Consider the following 16626-nt stretch of genomic DNA (forward strand, 5'->3'; position numbering starts at 1 on the left):
TATCTATTAATCGTTAAACTTTTTCGGTAAAACCTAGTCGTACAACGGGCCTTACGATAGAATCCATCCATTGTTGTCGTTACGATTACACGATTGAAAATAAAATTATGTTGAAAAAGAATTTACGCGCTAACTCATTGTCATTTTTTAGCACTTTGCTATTGGTGATCAGTTTTACCTTTTCCGCTTCTGCTGCAGTAGTGATCCCTCCTGCTCCAAGTGTGGACGCAAAAGGATTCGTCCTGACCGATTTTGAAACCGGGCACGCCATTGCAGAGCAAAATGCTGATATGCAGCTGGCACCGGCTAGTTTAACTAAAATGATGACCGCTTATGTGGTGGGTAAAGAACTCAACGAAGGCAACATTGCCCTCACCGACAAAGTCACTATTTCTGAGAACGCATGGGCCAAAAAATTTCCAGAATCATCTAAAATGTTTATCGAAGTTGGCACCCAGGTGACGGTTGACGAGCTTTTGCACGGAATGATTATTCAGTCTGGTAACGACGCTTGTGTGGCACTGGCTGAACACGTAGCAGGTTCAGAAAGTGCATTTGCCAGTATGATGAACGCGCACGGCACTAACATTGGTATGACAGGTTCTAATTGGGTCAACAGCCATGGACTGCATGACCCTGATCACTTCACTACCCCTCGTGATATGGCCATCCTGTCAAAGGCATTGATTGAAGAAACACCTGACGTGTATGCCCTTTTTAAACAAAAAGAGTATACTTTTAACGGCATCAAGCAGTACAACCGTAATAGCCTGCTGTGGGATCAGAGCTTAAATGTTGATGGTATCAAAACGGGCCACACATCGGATGCCGGTTACAGCCTGGTGACATCAGCTGAACAAGGCGGAATGCGTCTGGTATCAGTTGTTATGGGTACGGATAGCGAACGCTCACGCAAAGTTGAAAACAAAAAATTGTTACGGTACGGTTTTCGCTTCTATGAGACAGTTACACCTTATAAAGCGGGAGAGAGTTTCGTTTCTCACCGTATCTACATGGGTGACAGAGAAACGGTCGATTTAGGCATCAATCAGGCCACGCCTATCACCATTCCCCGCGGTCAGGCAGATAATCTGAAAGCTAACTTTGAACTGAATAAAAAGCTGGAAGCCCCACTGGCAAAAGGTCAGGTTGTTGGAACGCTATATTTACAGCTAGATGGCGAAGACGTAGCGCAGTACCCCCTGGTCACCTTACAGGAAGTAAAAGAAGGCAGCTTTTTCGACCGCATTATTGATTACGTCATGTTGCAAATCGGTTGGGGTGAGTAATTCCCCACCGTAACATTGCTGGTTGATGTAAAACGGCGGCAGGGTTTGCTATAATCCCGCCGCCGTTTTTGTTTATCACTCTTAAGTTTCAAGGATATCTGATGGATACCCGTTTTGACGAATTATTAGACTTTCCCACCTATCAGACGTTTAAAGTGATGGGTGTGGCTGATGATGCACTTCCTGTTGAAGTGATTAGCTGCCTGCAGCGCCTTGCGCCCGGTGATTACACCCCCAGTGTTAAACCCAGCAGTAAAGGAAATTATCATTCAGTGTCCGTCAGTGTGCGCGTCACCAGTAAAGAACACATGGAAGAGATTTACACCGAGCTGGCAAAAATTGAGTTGGTCAGGGTCGTATTATAGTGCAGGCAAAACTATCACCGACGGTGATCAGACATTTGCATCGACAGCCGTATCAGCAGGTATGGCAGGCAATGCAGCAGTTGACTGACACTCGCGACACCACGACCGCAGACGAAATCTGGCTGGTTGAACATGATCCCGTGTTTACTCAGGGACAAGCCGGTAAAGAAGAGCATATTCTTATGCCCGGAGATATTCCGGTGGTTAAGGTAGACCGAGGGGGTCAGGTGACGTACCACGGACCGGGTCAACTTGTTGTCTATCTGATGATTGACATAAAACGCCGTAAGCTGGGTGTACGTCACTTAGTCAATGCAATGGAAAATGCCGTGATACAATTGTTAGCCGACTTTCACATAGAGGCCGCGGCCAGAAAAGATGCGCCCGGGGTATATGTGATGGATAAAAAAGTGTGTTCGGTGGGGCTACGTATTCGCAGAGGCTGTTCTTTTCATGGCCTTGCACTAAACGTTCATATGGATCTTAGCCCATTCACACGCATCAACCCATGCGGATACGCTGGACTTGAAATGGTAGATACACATTCGTTAAATGGCCCGTCCACATTGACACAAACGGCTCCCATTTTAATTAATAAGCTGTTAGGTGAATTAGATATCACTGAATCAATAGATAAAGAAGGTTTTGATGAGTAGCGCCCGACCAAAAGCTGGAGTTAAACTCCGCGATGATGAAAAAGTTAAACATATACCGGTCACTATTATTCCAACGGAAAAGGAGCAGATGCTTCGTAAACCCGAGTGGATAAAAATTAAACTTCCGCGTACTACCGATAAAATTGATCATATTAAAGCCACGTTGCGCAAAAATAATCTGCATTCGGTGTGCGAAGAAGCCAGTTGTCCTAACCTGGCAGAGTGCTTTAATCACGGTACCGCAACGTTTATGATTTTAGGTGACATCTGCACCCGTCGTTGTCCATTTTGCGACGTTGCCCATGGTAAGCCACTGCCCCCCAGCGCTGAAGAGCCGGAAAAACTGGCAAAAACCATTGCCGAGATGAATCTTAGGTATGTGGTCATTACGTCTGTAGATCGCGATGATTTGCGCGACGGTGGCGCGCAACACTTCGTCGATTGTATTAATGCTATCCGTGAGCACAGTCCTTCTACCACGATTGAAGTATTGGTACCTGACTTCAGAGGTAGAATGGATCGTGCGCTGGAAATATTTAAAAACGGCGTGCCTGATGTGTTTAACCACAATCTTGAAACGATCCCACGCTTATACCGTGAGTGTCGCCCCGGCGCCAACTACCAATGGTCATTAGACTTGCTTAAGAAATTTAAAGCACAGCACCCTGATATTCCAACCAAATCGGGTTTGATGATGGGCATGGGTGAAGAGAATGATGAAATTAAAAAGGTATTGGAAGATTTAAGGGCCCACGACGTCGATATGTTGACGTTGGGACAATACTTACAACCCAGCCGCCATCATTTCCCAGTGAAGCGTTATGTACCGCCAGCTGAATTTGACGGCTTAGGTGATTTTGCCAAAGAAATTGGTTTTTCTCATGCCGCCTGTGGCCCAATGGTTCGCTCCAGCTATCACGCTGATCGCCAAGCTGCGGGCGAAGAAGTAAAGTAGAAAGGATAACGCGAAATGAAAAGCCTGGCATTGTCGTCCAGGCTTTTTTAATTCAGCAGTACAAGCGCCTCGATAAGGTGGATAGCACCACCGAGTTCGTTGACTCTCCCTGTTACTTGAACGGGAACAGGGCCAGCTCTGACGCTGCGGTAGGGACTTCTCACTTGCTTCCAACCACGCAGGCCAAAGCCGGCATTTAATACAACCTGGTTGCTTGCCGATCAGCGTTGCGACGCTACCCATCGCTGAATTTTTTCTGTCAATAACGGCATAGGTATCCCCCCATCAACAAGCACCTGTTGATGAAACGCGCGGATATCGAATTTATCTCCCAATTGGTCTTCAGCGTACTCTCTCAATTCCCTTATATGTCGTTCACCAATTTTATACGCCAAAGCTTGTCCTGGTATAGAAATATAGCGTTCAACCTCTGCTACTACATCGGTTTCCGACATGGAGGAGTTATTCAACATAAAAACAATAGCCTGTTGACGAGACCACCCCATGGCATGCAGCCCGGTATCAACGACCAGACGCATGGCGCGCAACTGCTCATCAACCAACCGCCCGTACCATTGATACGGGTCTTCAAACATGCCCATTTCTTTACCGAGACTCTCAGCATACAGTGCCCAGCCTTCAGCAAAGACGGTATAATTGTTAAACTTTCTGAACTGCGGTAGTCCCTCAACTTCCTGCTGAATGGCAATTTGGAAATGATGGCCTGGGGCAGCTTCATGAATACTGAGCGTCTCTAACAGAAATTTAGGCTGAGCTTTCAAGTTATGCGTATTGATATAGAAAATGCCCGGGCGCGAACCGTCTGGTGCAGGGGCCTGATAACTTGCACCTGCTGCGGAGGCGGCGCGGAAAGGTTCAACCGCCCTCACCTCGTAATCTGCTTTGGGAAAAACACTGAAAAGAGCAGGTAAACGCGTATCAATTTTTTGTTTAACTTTAGTATACGCTTCTATTACTTCCTCTTCAGAGTCAAAATAGAATTCATCAGACGTACGTAAGTGAACGAAAAACTCCTGCAAATCACCTTGAAAGCCAACCTGATCTTTTACTTTTGTCATCTGTTCCAATATACGCTTAACTTCACGTTGCCCAAACGCATGAATCTCTTCGGCTGTCAGTGGCAACGTGGTATGCGTTTGAATTTTATGTTCATACCACTCGTTTCCGTCAGGCAATGCTGAAAGTCCTACCGTGCTGCGCGTACCGGCAAGATAATCATTTTTCATATATTGATATACGCGATCGTATGCAGGAATAATGACGTCGCGAATAACGGCAACGTAGTCTTGCTGTAGTGTCGACTTTTCTTCGCTGGTAAGATTTTCCAGCGAATCCAACTTGGTGAGAGGAGCATAAAATACACTTTGTGTAATGTCCTCTACCACATGGGAGGATAACTGTGGCAACACTTTTTCAGCAATGGGTCTGGGTAAGACCACCCCACTCTCTACGCCTTTTTGCATAAAGATAATGGTACTGTCCATAAATTCAGCGAAGCCACGTGCCCGCTGCATAAACTCCCGGTAATCCTGGGTGCTGTTAAACGGTTGCGCTGACTGTCCGGAACCCAGCATCGCGAAATACGTGTGCGCCCCCCCCATTTGCGATAAGGGCATATACTCTTGGTTAAAATCCATACCGGCGAGCGCGTGTTGCCGGTCATACTTGAATATTTCATAACTTAACCAGTCCTGCCCGGTCAATTCACTCGCATCCAACTGGTTAACTTTGTCCAGGTAAGCCTGCTCAAACGCCCGAGTCTCCTGTATAAACTCTGCTGACAATGGGGGATTGAATTTATCATCATACTGATGAACACCAACAAACGTCGCCATTAAAGGGTTACGCGCCAACGACGCTTCAAAATATTGCTGTGTCAGCTCATTGAGCTTAAGCGCCTCACTTTTATCATCAATTTCAGCCGTTTGCGCTGTTGCCACTTGGTTTGAGGCGGTTTGACAGGCTGCAAGTGGAAGCAAGGTTGATATAACTGTTAACGCGAGAAGTGATTTTTTCATCAATGGTCCTGGAAATTAGGTTAACGCATGGATAAGCGGCACACCAAATAGTTAAATTCTTATTAGTTTTACCCCATTAAAGCACGACTAAGTAAATACCCCCATCAATTATTTGTCAAAATCTATGTCAAAAATAGAATGGTTATCAACCATATAGCAAAGTAGCTTAATGACATCGTGGAGTAAGTTGTTAGAATATACAAAAAGCCAGGGTAAGGAATTTATGAGAAAACACATATATGTTGCCTATACAGGTGGCACAATCGGTATGCACCCGTCAAAGCAAGGGTATATTCCTGCCGCGGGCTACCTTTCAGAAACACTTGCAAAAATGCCAGAGTTTCACCGTGCTGAGATGCCCAAATTTACTGTCCACGAATATAAACACTTAATTGACTCGTCTGACATGGCGCCATCTGACTGGCAACGTATTGCTGATGACATTGCAGAACACTATTCACAGTATGACGGGTTTATCATACTGCATGGCACTGACACCATGGCCTATACCGCTTCGGCGTTAAGTTTTATGTTGGAAAATCTGGACAAACCGGTCATTGTTACCGGCTCTCAAATTCCGCTTGCCGAACTGCGCTCTGACGGTCAGGTTAACCTGCTCAACGCGCTTTTCATTGCTGCTAATTATCCTATTCCGGAAGTCAGTTTATTTTTCAATAACCGTCTATTCAGAGGGAACCGAAGCCGAAAAGTTGATGCTGATGGCTTTAATGCGTTTGATTCTCCTAATTTTCCCCCCTTACTGGAAGCGGGTATTCATATCAGAGTAAAAGCAGGAAAAGTGGCTCAAAGCACGCATCAAAAACTGATTGTCAGTCCGGTCTCATCTCAGCCCATTGGTATGGTAAGTTTGTACCCCGGCATCTCTTCAGAGGTTATCAAAAACACGTTGCAACAGCCGGTTAATGCACTGATCCTGTTAAGTTACGGGGTGGGGAATGCTCCCCAACATCCCAGTTTGTTGAAACAACTCAGATATGCCAAGGAAAGAAAAATTGTGGTGGTTAATTGTACACAGTGTCTGCGTGGTAAAGTTAACATGAGCGGCTATGCTACGGGCAACGCGTTACAGGAAGTGGGTGTACTCTCAGGCTGCGATATGACGCCTGAAGCCGCGCTGGCTAAGCTTCACTATTTACTCAGTAAGTCTTTGGACTTCGAAACCCTAAAGGCGCAATTAGTGGCTAATTTGCGTGGTGAATTATCAGAAGAGCAATCATGATGTACTCGGGTCAATTAAGAAAAATGGCGGTTTCGGCTCAACCCGGCGAGACGGCGCAATACTCACTGCAACTGGCTGAACAACCATTGCAACTCAACGAGTTTATTGGGCGCAGAGTAACCTTGTCCTATCAGGGCCAGATAAATTGCGTTCACTGTCAGGCAAAAACCAACAAAAGTTTTAATCAGGGCTACTGCTATCGGTGTCTGATAACCCTTGCCCGTTGCGACAGCTGTATTATCAAACCTGAACTTTGTCATTATCATGAAGGCACCTGCAGAGAGCCACGATGGGGTGAGGAAAATTGCTTTGCTCCCCATTTTGTTTATCTGGCTAACACAGGCAATTTAAAGGTGGGTATTACGCGCCACGTCTCAGCAGGCGTATCGAGCCGTTGGATAGATCAAGGCGCCACTCAGGCAATCGCTATGTTACAAGTTAATGATCGTCTTACCAGCGGTAAGGTTGAGATGATTTGCAAACAGCACGTTGCTGATAAAACCAACTGGCGAACAATGCTTAAGGGCGAGCCAGAAAAGCTGGATATGGCAGCTCAACGTGATTATCTTCTGGAAAAAATCAAACAGGAATTGGCGTTATTAAGTCACGATCATAGTGCTTTTGATTATTCAATCATTGATAGCAAACCGATTGATATCGACTTTCCGGTGGAGCAATATCCGGTAAAAATTAAATCACTTAATTTGGATAAGACGGCTTCGTTCTCTGGAGTGCTAAAAGGGATTAAAGGACAATATTGGTTGCTGGACGATGATCGCGTGATCAATATCCGAAAGTTTGCGGGGTATCAAGTCGATTTGTCAGTAGAGGAGTAGTGACACTTACTTTTTTGCGCTGACTGTTAACGGGTGCTGATTGCCAGCACCACACTGTGTAACCTTTGCGCCTACTGACGTTAATCCACGGTATTAAGCAACGTTGTGCAATTGTACAACTTCTTCGGGCCTGAACGATTCAACCTGCTTGATAAAGTCAGCGATATGTTCATCGTATTCCCGCTGTAAAGCCAGCCAGAAGGTGGGGCTGGTTTTGGTGTAACGTCCCAGGGCGACAGCTTTAGGATAATCTACGTCGAGTAATCCGTGACTGAATTCCAACGCCAGCGTTGTACTGATAGACATTGCCGAAGCAAGTTCAGTCAAGGTCGCCTTACCTTTAAATAAATACTTGTCCTGAAAATACTGCCCTGGATGGGGAGGATGTGATAGAGACTGCAAACTAAATTCCTTCACTGCTGATTACCTGCCAGAAACTAATGCTTCATCGGATAAAATTACTACTAAAGTCGTAGTGGATGGAGCAACACACATGCCAGCTGATCATTAAAACCATTTCACAAATTTAAATAATATAAAATTCATTAAGTTATGCGTGGAAAGGGAGCGAGCTTAAATTCTTAGCAAATAACGTGAGCACATTGGGATGAAAATTTTACTGCGTGGCCGTGAAATAATGTATCAATTCCACAACAGATTTTAGACTAAAGTCTAATTTATGGTTTCGGAGACCAATCCAAATCGCTATTTTTCAATTGAGGTTTACATTGACAGGGCGCTGATAGAATCAGAAAACTAAAAAATGGAAAGCTTACCTTGTGCGGCGCAGAGATAATCGCTGTACCCCAGAATACCGTGAGAACTTACAGGTTAAGCCGTGACTAAAAACTATACTTCCTCTCCTTCCATTTGTGAGGCTAAATCATCAAGTTGAGACGCGAGACTGTCAAACTCTCCTTCCCGATATCTGTAATCAACTCTTACGTGATGACCGGACTGACCAAATTTGACCCTTAACTCTTCCGCATCATAGTGCGCCACCGTATTTAAAAATCGATAAGCCAGTTGTTCAGAGGGAAACTTAAATTGCAGTTGAACATTCATGAGGATGTCATCTCCAGCTCGGCAATCTGTTTATGGATGCAACGGCTGAGGCGTTCGAAAAGATAATTTTCTTCATCAGTTAACGGCCCGCAGGCTACCCACTGACCAAGTATAGTCTCAAAATCGGCAACATAGTTTTGCTCTAACTTTTTAGCAAGGAGTTCAAGGTTAAGTTGCTTGCGTTCAGTTTGCGAATCATCAGGGCTCTCAAGCCCTACAATCCATTCCAGCTTTGTGGTCAGGTAGGCGCGATCATGCTCGTTGGACGACGCTTGCGGTGTAAACCAGCTTTGGTGCTGTTTCGAGAGCTTTTCCCACACCACCTCTGGAATTGACTGGGTAGGATCATCGCTGGACTGAAAAACAGGGATGGCGGTGAGTAGCGCCTCTAACTGCTGCTGTCGTGTAAGATGTTGTCTGCACTGTTCAGCATGCTGCGTTGCCCGAATAACATCCGCTAACGCTTTCTTAATTGTCTTATCATTACTCACCTCAGACGCATCAATCTCGTTTTCAAGATCTTGAATTGCCTGCTTGTAATTGGTCTCTTTATGCTCAAAAACCGCATCGTTTACCTGTTGAACTCTCGCCAGCACACGCTCTTTTTCCTGCTGGTAGCCTTTTCTTACCTGCTCATTCTGTGCTTTTAAGCGGCTAAAAATTTTGTCATTAACTGTCCTAAAGGAGCGCCACAGGCTGCTGTCTGCCTTTTTCCCTGCAGGACCCAATGATTTCCATTGTTGCTGGGCCTGCTTTGCAAAAGCCGCTGCTGCTTCAACATCGTCATCATTGAGAGACACACTCACCTGATCGATTAATTGTTGTTTACGCCGCTGATTATCCTGATGCCAGTCATCTATTTTAGCCAAAATGGGTTTGAGTGCCTGATCCCAGTCTTGCTTAACTTTACGCCAGGACGCATGATCAAGTTTGCCCGCTTTCTGCCAGCGGGTGCGTAACTGCTCAACTTGGGAGGCCAGGGAGGCTGCATCATCGTCGGGATTCAAATTGCTGACTTGTTCAACTAACGACTGTCGCTGTTCTTTAGCCTGTTCACGAAGAGCATCTTGCTTTTCGTAAAACGCCCGGCAAGGTGCAAAAGCCCGCTCTATCAACTCGTCAAACAACACTGCCTGGGCATCTGTGTCCGGTAGTGGACCTAAACTTTGCCATTGTTTACGTAAATATTTAACTTTCTCTGCGCGTTCGCGCATTTTCTCAACGGGTTCTGAAACCAGCGCTTTGGCTTGATTAATCAGTTCTGGGCGTCTTGGAGCCGCTAAGTAATCTTTCCAGCCTTCTAACCGCTCTATGTTCTCGCGTATTTTCTCAAATCGAAATGCTAACGCCGCACGTTTATCCTCGGATAAGCCCTTCAGATTCGATTCGAGTTGAGTAAATTTGCCTATAGCGGCATTGAATTTGCCACCCTGAATGAGGCTTTCTATTACACTCATTTGTTGCCTGCAGGACTTTGCAATGCTGGCTTGTCGTGACTCATTTTGTTTCGCTTGTTTTTGCCAGCGGCGGCACAGCGTCTGCCACTGACTTTTAATCGATGCAGGAATGACGGGAAGATAATCAATGAGCTGAGACCATCTTTCAGCTAGCCCGTGCTGCTGGATTAACTGTTCCTCTTTCGATAAAGTTTCGGATGCAGATAATAACTCAGACTCATTAATGATCTCTTTCGCGTTCTGGCAAGCGGCTCTCAAAGCGTCCAGGTTGGCCAGGGTATCTGAGACTTTATCCGCAACCCCGATAAATTCAGCTTGCGGAAAGTCACCATCAATGGCTTCTACTTGTTGTACCTGCTGATACAATGCGTCACGTTTTGTTTCTACTTCACTGAGCATGGATGCAAGTTCAGACGGCTGCGCAGTGAGCAGTTTATCTACCTGACCGACCAGACTATCACGAAGGCGATTTAGACTGTTGCGGCGTTGCTCGAGCTCCGCCTCAAGTTGTTGCTGTTCCCACAAAGGTGCCAGCCGGGCAATGACTTTCTCAATTCGATCGCTTATGCGAACAAATTTTTCTTCAATCTCTAGTTTCTTGTCGGCTGACAGTAGACCGAAATCTTCACTTAACGTTTTGTATTCTTCATTGAGCAAGCGGTGTTGCGAAGTGATCTCTTCGAAATTGCTGCGTTCGGTCAAAGCCTGTAATTTGGATAATACAAAGGTAGTCTGTTGCGAAAGTTGCAGGGGTTTCTGTTCAACTTGATCAAGTGTTGATAGGCGTTGACCGATTAACTCAGCAATTTCAGCGTTATCAGTTTTATTCTTAACTTTTTGCAAAATCTTCTTGTCTGTGGCTGACAAGATCCATTTTTTCTGCACATCGGGCGCGGCCAGCTTGCTGATGAACTTCAGTGTAAAAGACGCATTGTTGATGCGCTCCAACAGTCGCAGGGTGTCCTGCTCAGACTGGTGTTGCGGTTTAGCTTCGAGGTACTGCATGCGCAATTCATTATTGGCACTTTCCAGCAAGTAAGCGGTGCGTTCTTTATCGGCAAGGGAAAAACTGTTTTGCTCGAGGATTGCCTCGTCAACTATGCGTTGCGCTTCACGCTTGACGTATGGGTCACGAGCAGTTTGTGCCATCTTCTGCCAAAGCGCGAACGAGGCCAGCCTTTGTAACGCAGCCAGAGATACCAGCTTATCTTCATCGTTAAACGCAAGCTCATGTAACGCCTGTTTGTCCTGGGGTGTCGAGGGTTCAAGCTTGCTGATCGCCTCAATACGTTTACGCGGATCCTGACTTTTATACGAAGAGGAAAATAACCGTTTAAATATCATTATGCTTGAACCGGGCGATGGCATCCGTGGGTGAAGACGACAGTTCCCTTTTAAAATCCTGCTTAGACTTGTGCACTATCTCACCGTTTTCATTAATCGTCATATGCTCTGACGATCTGGCTATTTTGGCCTGATACAGCATTACTGCCTGCATACAGCTTTCGCGTTGTTGCTCAGTTAAACGACTACCATCGCCCCACTTACCCGTCTCTACGGCTTCCTGGATACGCTCAAACACTTGTGGTGTCATGGCGGAAAGTAATGCTTCTATATTCATGATGAAAATCGTTTAATAATTAATATGCGAATGCGGTTTACGATATACCAGATGAACCCAACCACCGACATAAGCACGGCGATATTGTACTGCAGCTCATCCTGTCTCGCGCCCCCCCAATACATAAACGCAAACCCTGCTACGAACAACAGCATTGCAATCATAGATTGGGTTTGAATACTATTCAGCTTTTTGAAGCGGTTAAGCTGCTGTTTGCGAACTATGTCTTCATCCGTCGCTTTACCCAAATTAAATCCACAATGCTGGCAGGTATCCGTTTTATCTGAAATTTTCTTGTTACATGAAGGACAATCAATGAGTGCCATACCTTCTCCTGGGTCAACTAGTTTATCAAAGTAGTGGTGACGGGCGTAAAGGTTGAGTTCTGTTCGCTGAAGTTTAATTACTCAGCGATAGCATTTTACTCTTATCTGGTACGTGTCTCAGCTTAATTGTCAGGTTAAATATTGTTAAGTAACCACCATGCTGAAACATCCTGACAAATTGCAGAACTAGCAACGGGACCGACCACTAACGACCCCGCTGCAATAACGGTTCAATTACTTGATGTATTTCTGCCAGTAATCATTAACAGTTTGCTTCATTTCTTTACTTAACAGTAAAATCCCGAACAAGTTCGGCAGGGTCATCACCACAATAGCGACAGCGGAAAGCGCCCACACCAGGGTGGTATCAGAAAATGAAGCCCATACAAAACCCGCCACATAAATCACTCTGTAAGGCATAACGGAACGCGGCCCAAACAGATACGTCATAGCACGGTCACCGTAATAAGACCAGGCGATTGCCGTTGAAAAGGCAAACAACATCAGGCCAATTGATACGATGTACTGACCAAAATCTCCAAAGTAACCTCGGGTGAATGCAATCGTGGTAAGCGGTGCAGAGTGGACCAGTGACTTACCGCTGACAATCAGGTTATCTTTAATGGGTTTGCCATCTTCAATTTTTAACGAGCCGGTAAATGGATCATCGCCACCGAATGAGTATTTCACATCTTCAGCAATTGAACGTGCGTTTATTAACGTAAAACCATCACTGACGGCTACCCCATTAACCACTGAAATGGTTCCAGTGTAACGTTTAACCTGGCTTTCTATACGTTCGTTGATCAGTGCATAAAGTTGCGCAACATCTTCGTCATTAGTTTCCTCGTACTGCCCTTCAATAAACAACATATCCGAACGATCAAAGACGTTCTCGTGCTTCTCTTTCCATACGCCAGAAGACAAGATAACCAGCCCGGTAATGGTACAGATGATGATTGTATCGATGAAAGGTTCTAGCAGTGAAACCATCCCTTCAGAGGCCGGCTCTTTGGTTTTAGCCGCGGCGTGTGCAATCGGCGCTGAGCCCTGCCCCGCTTCGTTGGAAAACAATCCCCGGTTGACCCCTCGGTTAAAGGCATAAGCCAGCGACGCTCCTAAGAAGCCCCCAGCCGCGGCAGAGCCGGTAAACGCGTCACCGATCACAGCCATAAAAGATGGGCCGATATTTTCAAGGTTAGCAAAGATAACCGCTAACGCACCGATCAGGTAAATAACCGCCATCAGCGGCACTACCTTTGCGGTAACCGCCGCGATGCGCTTGATGCCACCCAGAATAACCAAGGCGAGTAAAATGCCCAGTACACTACCGACGATCAGAGGGTCGATGCCAAAGGTGGCTTCAAGACTGCTGGCGATACCGTTACTCTGAGGTAAATTTCCGGTACCAAATGAACTGATAACCGTTGCCACCGCAAAAGCCACAGCCAACCATTTCATGTTAAGGCGGCGATCCATGTAATACATTGGTCCGCCGGCCATGGTACCGTCCTCCGTTTTTACCCGGTACTTGTGAGAAAGCGTTACTTCAACAAACTTTGTTGTCATACCAAGAAATGCCGTTGCCCACATCCAGAAAAGAGCGGCGGGTCCACCGAGGAATATCGCAAATGCAACGCCACTGATATTTCCCGTTCCTACGGTACCGGAAAGTGCCGTTGTTAATGCTCTAAAATGAGTGGTATCCCCCGGATCGCCTGCATGATCGAATTTTCCTGTCACTACCAGCCAGGCATGTTTGAAAAATCGAATCTGAGGAAACTTCAAATAAATCGTAAAGAACAAACCAACCCCGAGCAGCACGAACGGAAACCATCCCGCACCACCCAGCATTGAATCCAAAAACAGCAAGAAACTATATAAACTCTCCAACTTGAGTCCCTCTTTTTATTATTTATTGTTGTAGTAAAAAATGCTTATTATTTTTTTAGCTCACGAACTACTGCGTTTACCGCAACCAGTAAATCTTCTCCCAGTTGCTGACAACGGGGAACTGACCAGCCGTATTCTGCGTCAGGAACATTTTTGTTGTCTTTAAATGGCATCTCAAAGGTGTAGGCCAGGCATTTGAACTTTTCCGCAACTGCACTGGATGCAATAGCTAAATTAGCTTGTCCGGGCTCGTCTTTAGGATAGCCAAACTCGTCCTGAAATTCAGGTGTCGTGCTTAACAAGGTATTTTTGAAGGTGTCTTCCAAATGCTTTAACTGTTCGTTATAGCTTGGGATCCCTTCACTCCCCGCAACAAAGTTGTAAGGCAAGGCTTCGTCGCCATGCAGGTCAAGATAGATATCAACGCCGGACTGTTGCATAGCATTCATGACGTAATACACTTCCGGACTTTTCTCCAGCGTTGGTGTGGCCCACTCTCTGTTCAGGTTAGTGCCAACCGCGTTAGTACGTAAATGTCCACGCGCGCTGCCATCCGGGTTCATATTGGGCACAACATAAAATACTGCATTTTGCAGTAATTGACGCGCCAGACCATCATGTTCATCAAGTAACCGATAAACCAGCCCCTCGGCACACCATTCTGCCATCGTTTCACCAGGATGCTGACGAGCGGTAACCCAGACTTTCTTTTTCTCAGGGCTATCTTCACCAATTACCAGAAGTGACATATCACGTCCGTCTAATGTCTGTCCTAACAGTCTGTGTTCGCACGCAGGTAGCACTTGCACATCGTGAACAAAGTCAAGGTGGCGCTCATAGCTGTAAGGAATGAAGTAGGCAAAATAAACGGAGGGCTCTTCCAGATTTATCGAAAAAGTCAGGTTGTCACCATCGAATTGGGAACCGACTCTGAACCATTCCTGACGATCGTAAGACGCCAGTACATTATATTCTTTCCAACCTTCAGGGTAGGCGGATTTGGCTAATTCGGTGAGGGTAATCTTATGCTCGACAAATTGTTCAGAGAAAAGACGAAAATGAAACCATTGATAAAATTCAGATTGATTATCTTTATTTATGGATAAAACGATGTTGTCCGGAGATTCGGCTTGAATGACACGAATATTGCCACTGTCGAATTGACTTGATATGTGCATAAGATCTGCCTGTTTCCTTATTTTAATTGCGCGGTAATTTAGCACACTCTTAGCGCAAAATGCCATGCTACAGGGGTAATTATAGTGATCTGTAATCTCCTGTCAGACTCCCCCATCCTATTTATTCATTCGAATATCGCGTTTGGTTAATACGTTTAAGATTGCATCGTACGAAAACCGAGCAGTATATATTTAAAAGCCGACATCTTGTGTCGGCTTTTACTACAGTATTTCAACTATGCTATAGCTTATGCTGGTAGTGTTGGGAAGGTTAATCCTGCCATGTCCATCACACACCGCATAACCTGACAGCTGTAACCAAATTCGTTGTCATACCACACGTACAGCGTAATGCGATTGCCCGCCACAATAGTAGCTTGCGAATCGACTACCGATGCAGCACGCGAGCCCACTACGTCGGTTGAGACAATTTCAGTGCTTGCGGTATAGTCAATCTGATGTTGCAACGGTGAAAACAGCGCAGTATTACGAAGGAATTCGTTTACCGCCAGCTTGTCAGTTTGTTTGGCCAGATTCAGGTTCAAAATTGCCAGTGAAACGTTAGGCGTGGGAACCCGGATCGCGTTTCCAGTGAGCTTACCTTCTAATTGAGGATACGCTTTCGCTACCGCTTTGGCTGCGCCTGTTTCAGTGATAACCATATTTAATGGTGCACTGCGACCGCGACGTTCCGCTTTGTGGAAGTTGTCGATCAAATTCTGATCATTAGTGTAGGAATGCACGGTTTCAACATGCCCATTTTCAATGCCATACTCTTCATCCAGCGCTTTAAGTACCGGCGTGATAGCATTGGTGGTGCAGCTTGCGGCAGAAATGATGGTATCTTCGGGCTTTATATCGTTATGATTTACGCCATGCACGATATTTTTGATGTCGCCTTTACCAGGCGCAGTTAAAATGGCTTTTGCCGTACCCTTGGCTTTCAGGTGTAAACCTAAACCTTCACGGTCGCGCCACTTACCCGTATTGTCTACCACTATGGCATTATCAATACCGTATTTGGTGTAATCTATCTGGTCCGGACTATCCGCGTAGATGACTTGGATGAAAGCACCATTCGCTTTAATTGCCTGACGCTCATGATCTACTGTTATACTGCCATTGAATGGTCCGTGGACTGAGTCACGACGCAATAAGCTGGCACGTTTTTCCAGATCGCCATCTTTACCACCACGCACAACGATGGCGCGAAGACGCAATTTATTATTCATGCCGTTACGCTCGATCAGCAATCGCGCCATCAACCGACCTATGCGACCAAAGCCATACAAAACGACATCTTTGGGTTGCTGGTCGTCACCACGGCCTTCAATAGTTGATAACTTATCATTGAGATAAGCCTGCAAATCTTTTTTATCTACCGCTGAACCAAAATGAAAATCAAACGCCAGTTTACCTATATCAATCTGCGCAGGAGCCAGTTGCATCTTGCTAATCGCTTCTAAGATAGGGAAGCTTTCACGTAATCTCAGTTTGATGCCCTCATGCAAGCGAACTTTACGGTGCGCTTTAATTACATCAATTGCACTGGCGTTTAAGAGTGGGCGTCCGTATACGGAAATTTCAACGGCGTGATTGCGGTATAACTTACCGATCAACGGCAACATCATTTCAGCGTATTCCTGACGTTCCTGCCAGCTGTTTTGCAATTCCTGTTCAAACTGTTGGTTCATGCTTCTGCCTTC

At 45.7% G+C, this 16626-nt stretch carries 15 protein-coding genes; 6 read left to right on the plus strand and 9 right to left on the minus strand.

Going from position 1 to position 16626, the window contains the following annotated elements; genetic code table 11:
* The first annotated feature begins 107 nt into the window (after positions 1-107).
* The 4 genes from HCJ96_RS00975 to lipA all read left to right on the plus strand — a co-directional run bounded on the left by HCJ96_RS00975 (position 108) and on the right by lipA (position 3265).
* Entirely contained in the window at positions 108-1289 is a 1182-nt protein-coding gene (locus tag HCJ96_RS00975; RefSeq protein ID WP_169209161.1) for a D-alanyl-D-alanine carboxypeptidase family protein, read from the plus strand.
* A gap of 98 nt (positions 1290-1387) precedes the next feature.
* Positions 1388-1654 (plus strand): DUF493 family protein YbeD, encoded by a 267-nt coding sequence (gene ybeD, locus HCJ96_RS00980; RefSeq protein WP_211162661.1) that lies wholly within the window; start codon positions 1388-1390, stop codon positions 1652-1654.
* Between the two features lie 71 nt (positions 1655-1725).
* Positions 1726-2310 carry a lipoyl(octanoyl) transferase LipB gene (lipB, locus tag HCJ96_RS00985; RefSeq protein WP_246261079.1) on the plus strand — a complete coding sequence of 195 codons (585 nt, stop codon included), beginning with the start codon at positions 1726-1728 and terminating at the stop codon, positions 2308-2310.
* On the plus strand, positions 2303-3265 hold the full coding sequence (lipA, locus tag HCJ96_RS00990; RefSeq protein WP_169209164.1) for a lipoyl synthase: 963 nt from the start codon (positions 2303-2305) through the stop codon (positions 3263-3265). Before lipB ends, lipA begins: the two co-directional genes overlap by 8 nt.
* Before the next feature lie 221 nt (positions 3266-3486).
* Here the strand turns inward: lipA and HCJ96_RS00995 are convergent, their stop codons facing one another.
* Positions 3487-5304, minus strand: a complete 1818-nt coding sequence (locus HCJ96_RS00995; RefSeq protein ID WP_169209165.1) for a DUF885 domain-containing protein — start codon at positions 5302-5304, stop codon at positions 3487-3489.
* Between the two features lie 223 nt (positions 5305-5527).
* Here HCJ96_RS00995 and ansA point away from each other — a divergent pair, with 223 nt between their 5' ends.
* Together ansA and HCJ96_RS01005 are read left to right on the plus strand one after the other, a co-directional pair.
* A complete protein-coding gene (gene ansA / locus HCJ96_RS01000) occupies positions 5528-6544 on the plus strand; it encodes an asparaginase (protein ID WP_169209166.1) in 1017 nt (338 codons plus the stop codon).
* Complete coding sequence (locus HCJ96_RS01005) at positions 6541-7380, plus strand: DUF2797 domain-containing protein (protein WP_246261045.1); 840 nt, start codon at positions 6541-6543, stop codon at positions 7378-7380. Before ansA ends, HCJ96_RS01005 begins: the two co-directional genes overlap by 4 nt.
* Positions 7381-7473: 93 nt before the next feature.
* On the opposite strand, the gene HCJ96_RS01010 is transcribed toward HCJ96_RS01005, so the two are convergent.
* The 8 genes from HCJ96_RS01010 to HCJ96_RS01045 all read right to left on the minus strand — a co-directional run bounded on the left by HCJ96_RS01010 (position 7474) and on the right by HCJ96_RS01045 (position 16614).
* Positions 7474-7782 carry a helix-turn-helix transcriptional regulator gene (locus HCJ96_RS01010; RefSeq protein ID WP_169209167.1) on the minus strand — a complete coding sequence of 103 codons (309 nt, stop codon included), beginning with the start codon at positions 7780-7782 and terminating at the stop codon, positions 7474-7476.
* A 447-nt stretch (positions 7783-8229) separates the two neighbouring features.
* Positions 8230-8445, minus strand: a complete 216-nt coding sequence (locus tag HCJ96_RS01015; RefSeq protein WP_169209168.1) for a hypothetical protein — start codon at positions 8443-8445, stop codon at positions 8230-8232.
* Positions 8442-11246, minus strand: a complete 2805-nt coding sequence (locus HCJ96_RS01020; protein ID WP_169209169.1) for a DUF349 domain-containing protein — start codon at positions 11244-11246, stop codon at positions 8442-8444. The genes HCJ96_RS01015 and HCJ96_RS01020 overlap by 4 nt, the downstream gene beginning before the upstream one ends.
* Positions 11236-11523, minus strand: coding sequence for a YeaC family protein (locus tag HCJ96_RS01025; protein WP_169209170.1), 288 nt, complete (start codon positions 11521-11523; stop codon positions 11236-11238). Before HCJ96_RS01025 ends, HCJ96_RS01020 begins: the two co-directional genes overlap by 11 nt.
* The gene (locus HCJ96_RS01030; RefSeq protein WP_169209171.1) at positions 11520-11849 is read right to left on the minus strand and encodes a zinc ribbon domain-containing protein; all 330 of its coding nucleotides are present in this window, start codon (positions 11847-11849) and stop codon (positions 11520-11522) included. Before HCJ96_RS01030 ends, HCJ96_RS01025 begins: the two co-directional genes overlap by 4 nt.
* Positions 11850-12083: 234 nt before the next feature.
* Positions 12084-13742 carry an alanine/glycine:cation symporter family protein gene (locus tag HCJ96_RS01035; protein WP_169209172.1) on the minus strand — a complete coding sequence of 553 codons (1659 nt, stop codon included), beginning with the start codon at positions 13740-13742 and terminating at the stop codon, positions 12084-12086.
* A 47-nt stretch (positions 13743-13789) separates the two neighbouring features.
* Entirely contained in the window at positions 13790-14920 is a 1131-nt protein-coding gene (locus tag HCJ96_RS01040; protein WP_169209173.1) for a M14 family metallopeptidase, read from the minus strand.
* Between the two features lie 248 nt (positions 14921-15168).
* On the minus strand, positions 15169-16614 hold the full coding sequence (locus HCJ96_RS01045; protein ID WP_169209174.1) for a glyceraldehyde-3-phosphate dehydrogenase: 1446 nt from the start codon (positions 16612-16614) through the stop codon (positions 15169-15171).
* Positions 16615-16626: the final 12 nt, after the last annotated feature.

The sequence above is a fragment of the Alteromonas ponticola genome (assembly GCF_012911815.1).
GTDB classification, from domain to species: domain Bacteria; phylum Pseudomonadota; class Gammaproteobacteria; order Enterobacterales; family Alteromonadaceae; genus Alteromonas; species Alteromonas ponticola.

Bases quoted from the DNA above. Each gene is read 5' to 3' on its own strand.
- HCJ96_RS00975 (WP_169209161.1), top strand. From the start codon at position 108: ATGTTGAAAAAGAATTTACGCGCTAACTCATTGTCATTTTTTAGCACT.
- lipB (WP_246261079.1), top strand. From the start codon at position 1,726: ATGCAGCAGTTGACTGACACTCGCGACACCACGACCGCAGACGAAATC.
- lipA (WP_169209164.1), top strand. From the start codon at position 2,303: ATGAGTAGCGCCCGACCAAAAGCTGGAGTTAAACTCCGCGATGATGAA.
- HCJ96_RS00995 (WP_169209165.1), bottom strand. From the start codon at position 5,304: ATGAAAAAATCACTTCTCGCGTTAACAGTTATATCAACCTTGCTTCCA.
- ansA (WP_169209166.1), top strand. From the start codon at position 5,528: ATGAGAAAACACATATATGTTGCCTATACAGGTGGCACAATCGGTATG.
- HCJ96_RS01005 (WP_246261045.1), top strand. From the start codon at position 6,541: ATGATGTACTCGGGTCAATTAAGAAAAATGGCGGTTTCGGCTCAACCC.
- HCJ96_RS01015 (WP_169209168.1), bottom strand. From the start codon at position 8,445: ATGAATGTTCAACTGCAATTTAAGTTTCCCTCTGAACAACTGGCTTAT.
- HCJ96_RS01020 (WP_169209169.1), bottom strand. From the start codon at position 11,246: ATGATATTTAAACGGTTATTTTCCTCTTCGTATAAAAGTCAGGATCCG.
- HCJ96_RS01025 (WP_169209170.1), bottom strand. From the start codon at position 11,523: ATGAATATAGAAGCATTACTTTCCGCCATGACACCACAAGTGTTTGAG.
- HCJ96_RS01030 (WP_169209171.1), bottom strand. From the start codon at position 11,849: ATGGCACTCATTGATTGTCCTTCATGTAACAAGAAAATTTCAGATAAA.
- HCJ96_RS01040 (WP_169209173.1), bottom strand. From the start codon at position 14,920: ATGCACATATCAAGTCAATTCGACAGTGGCAATATTCGTGTCATTCAA.
- HCJ96_RS01045 (WP_169209174.1), bottom strand. From the start codon at position 16,614: ATGAACCAACAGTTTGAACAGGAATTGCAAAACAGCTGGCAGGAACGT.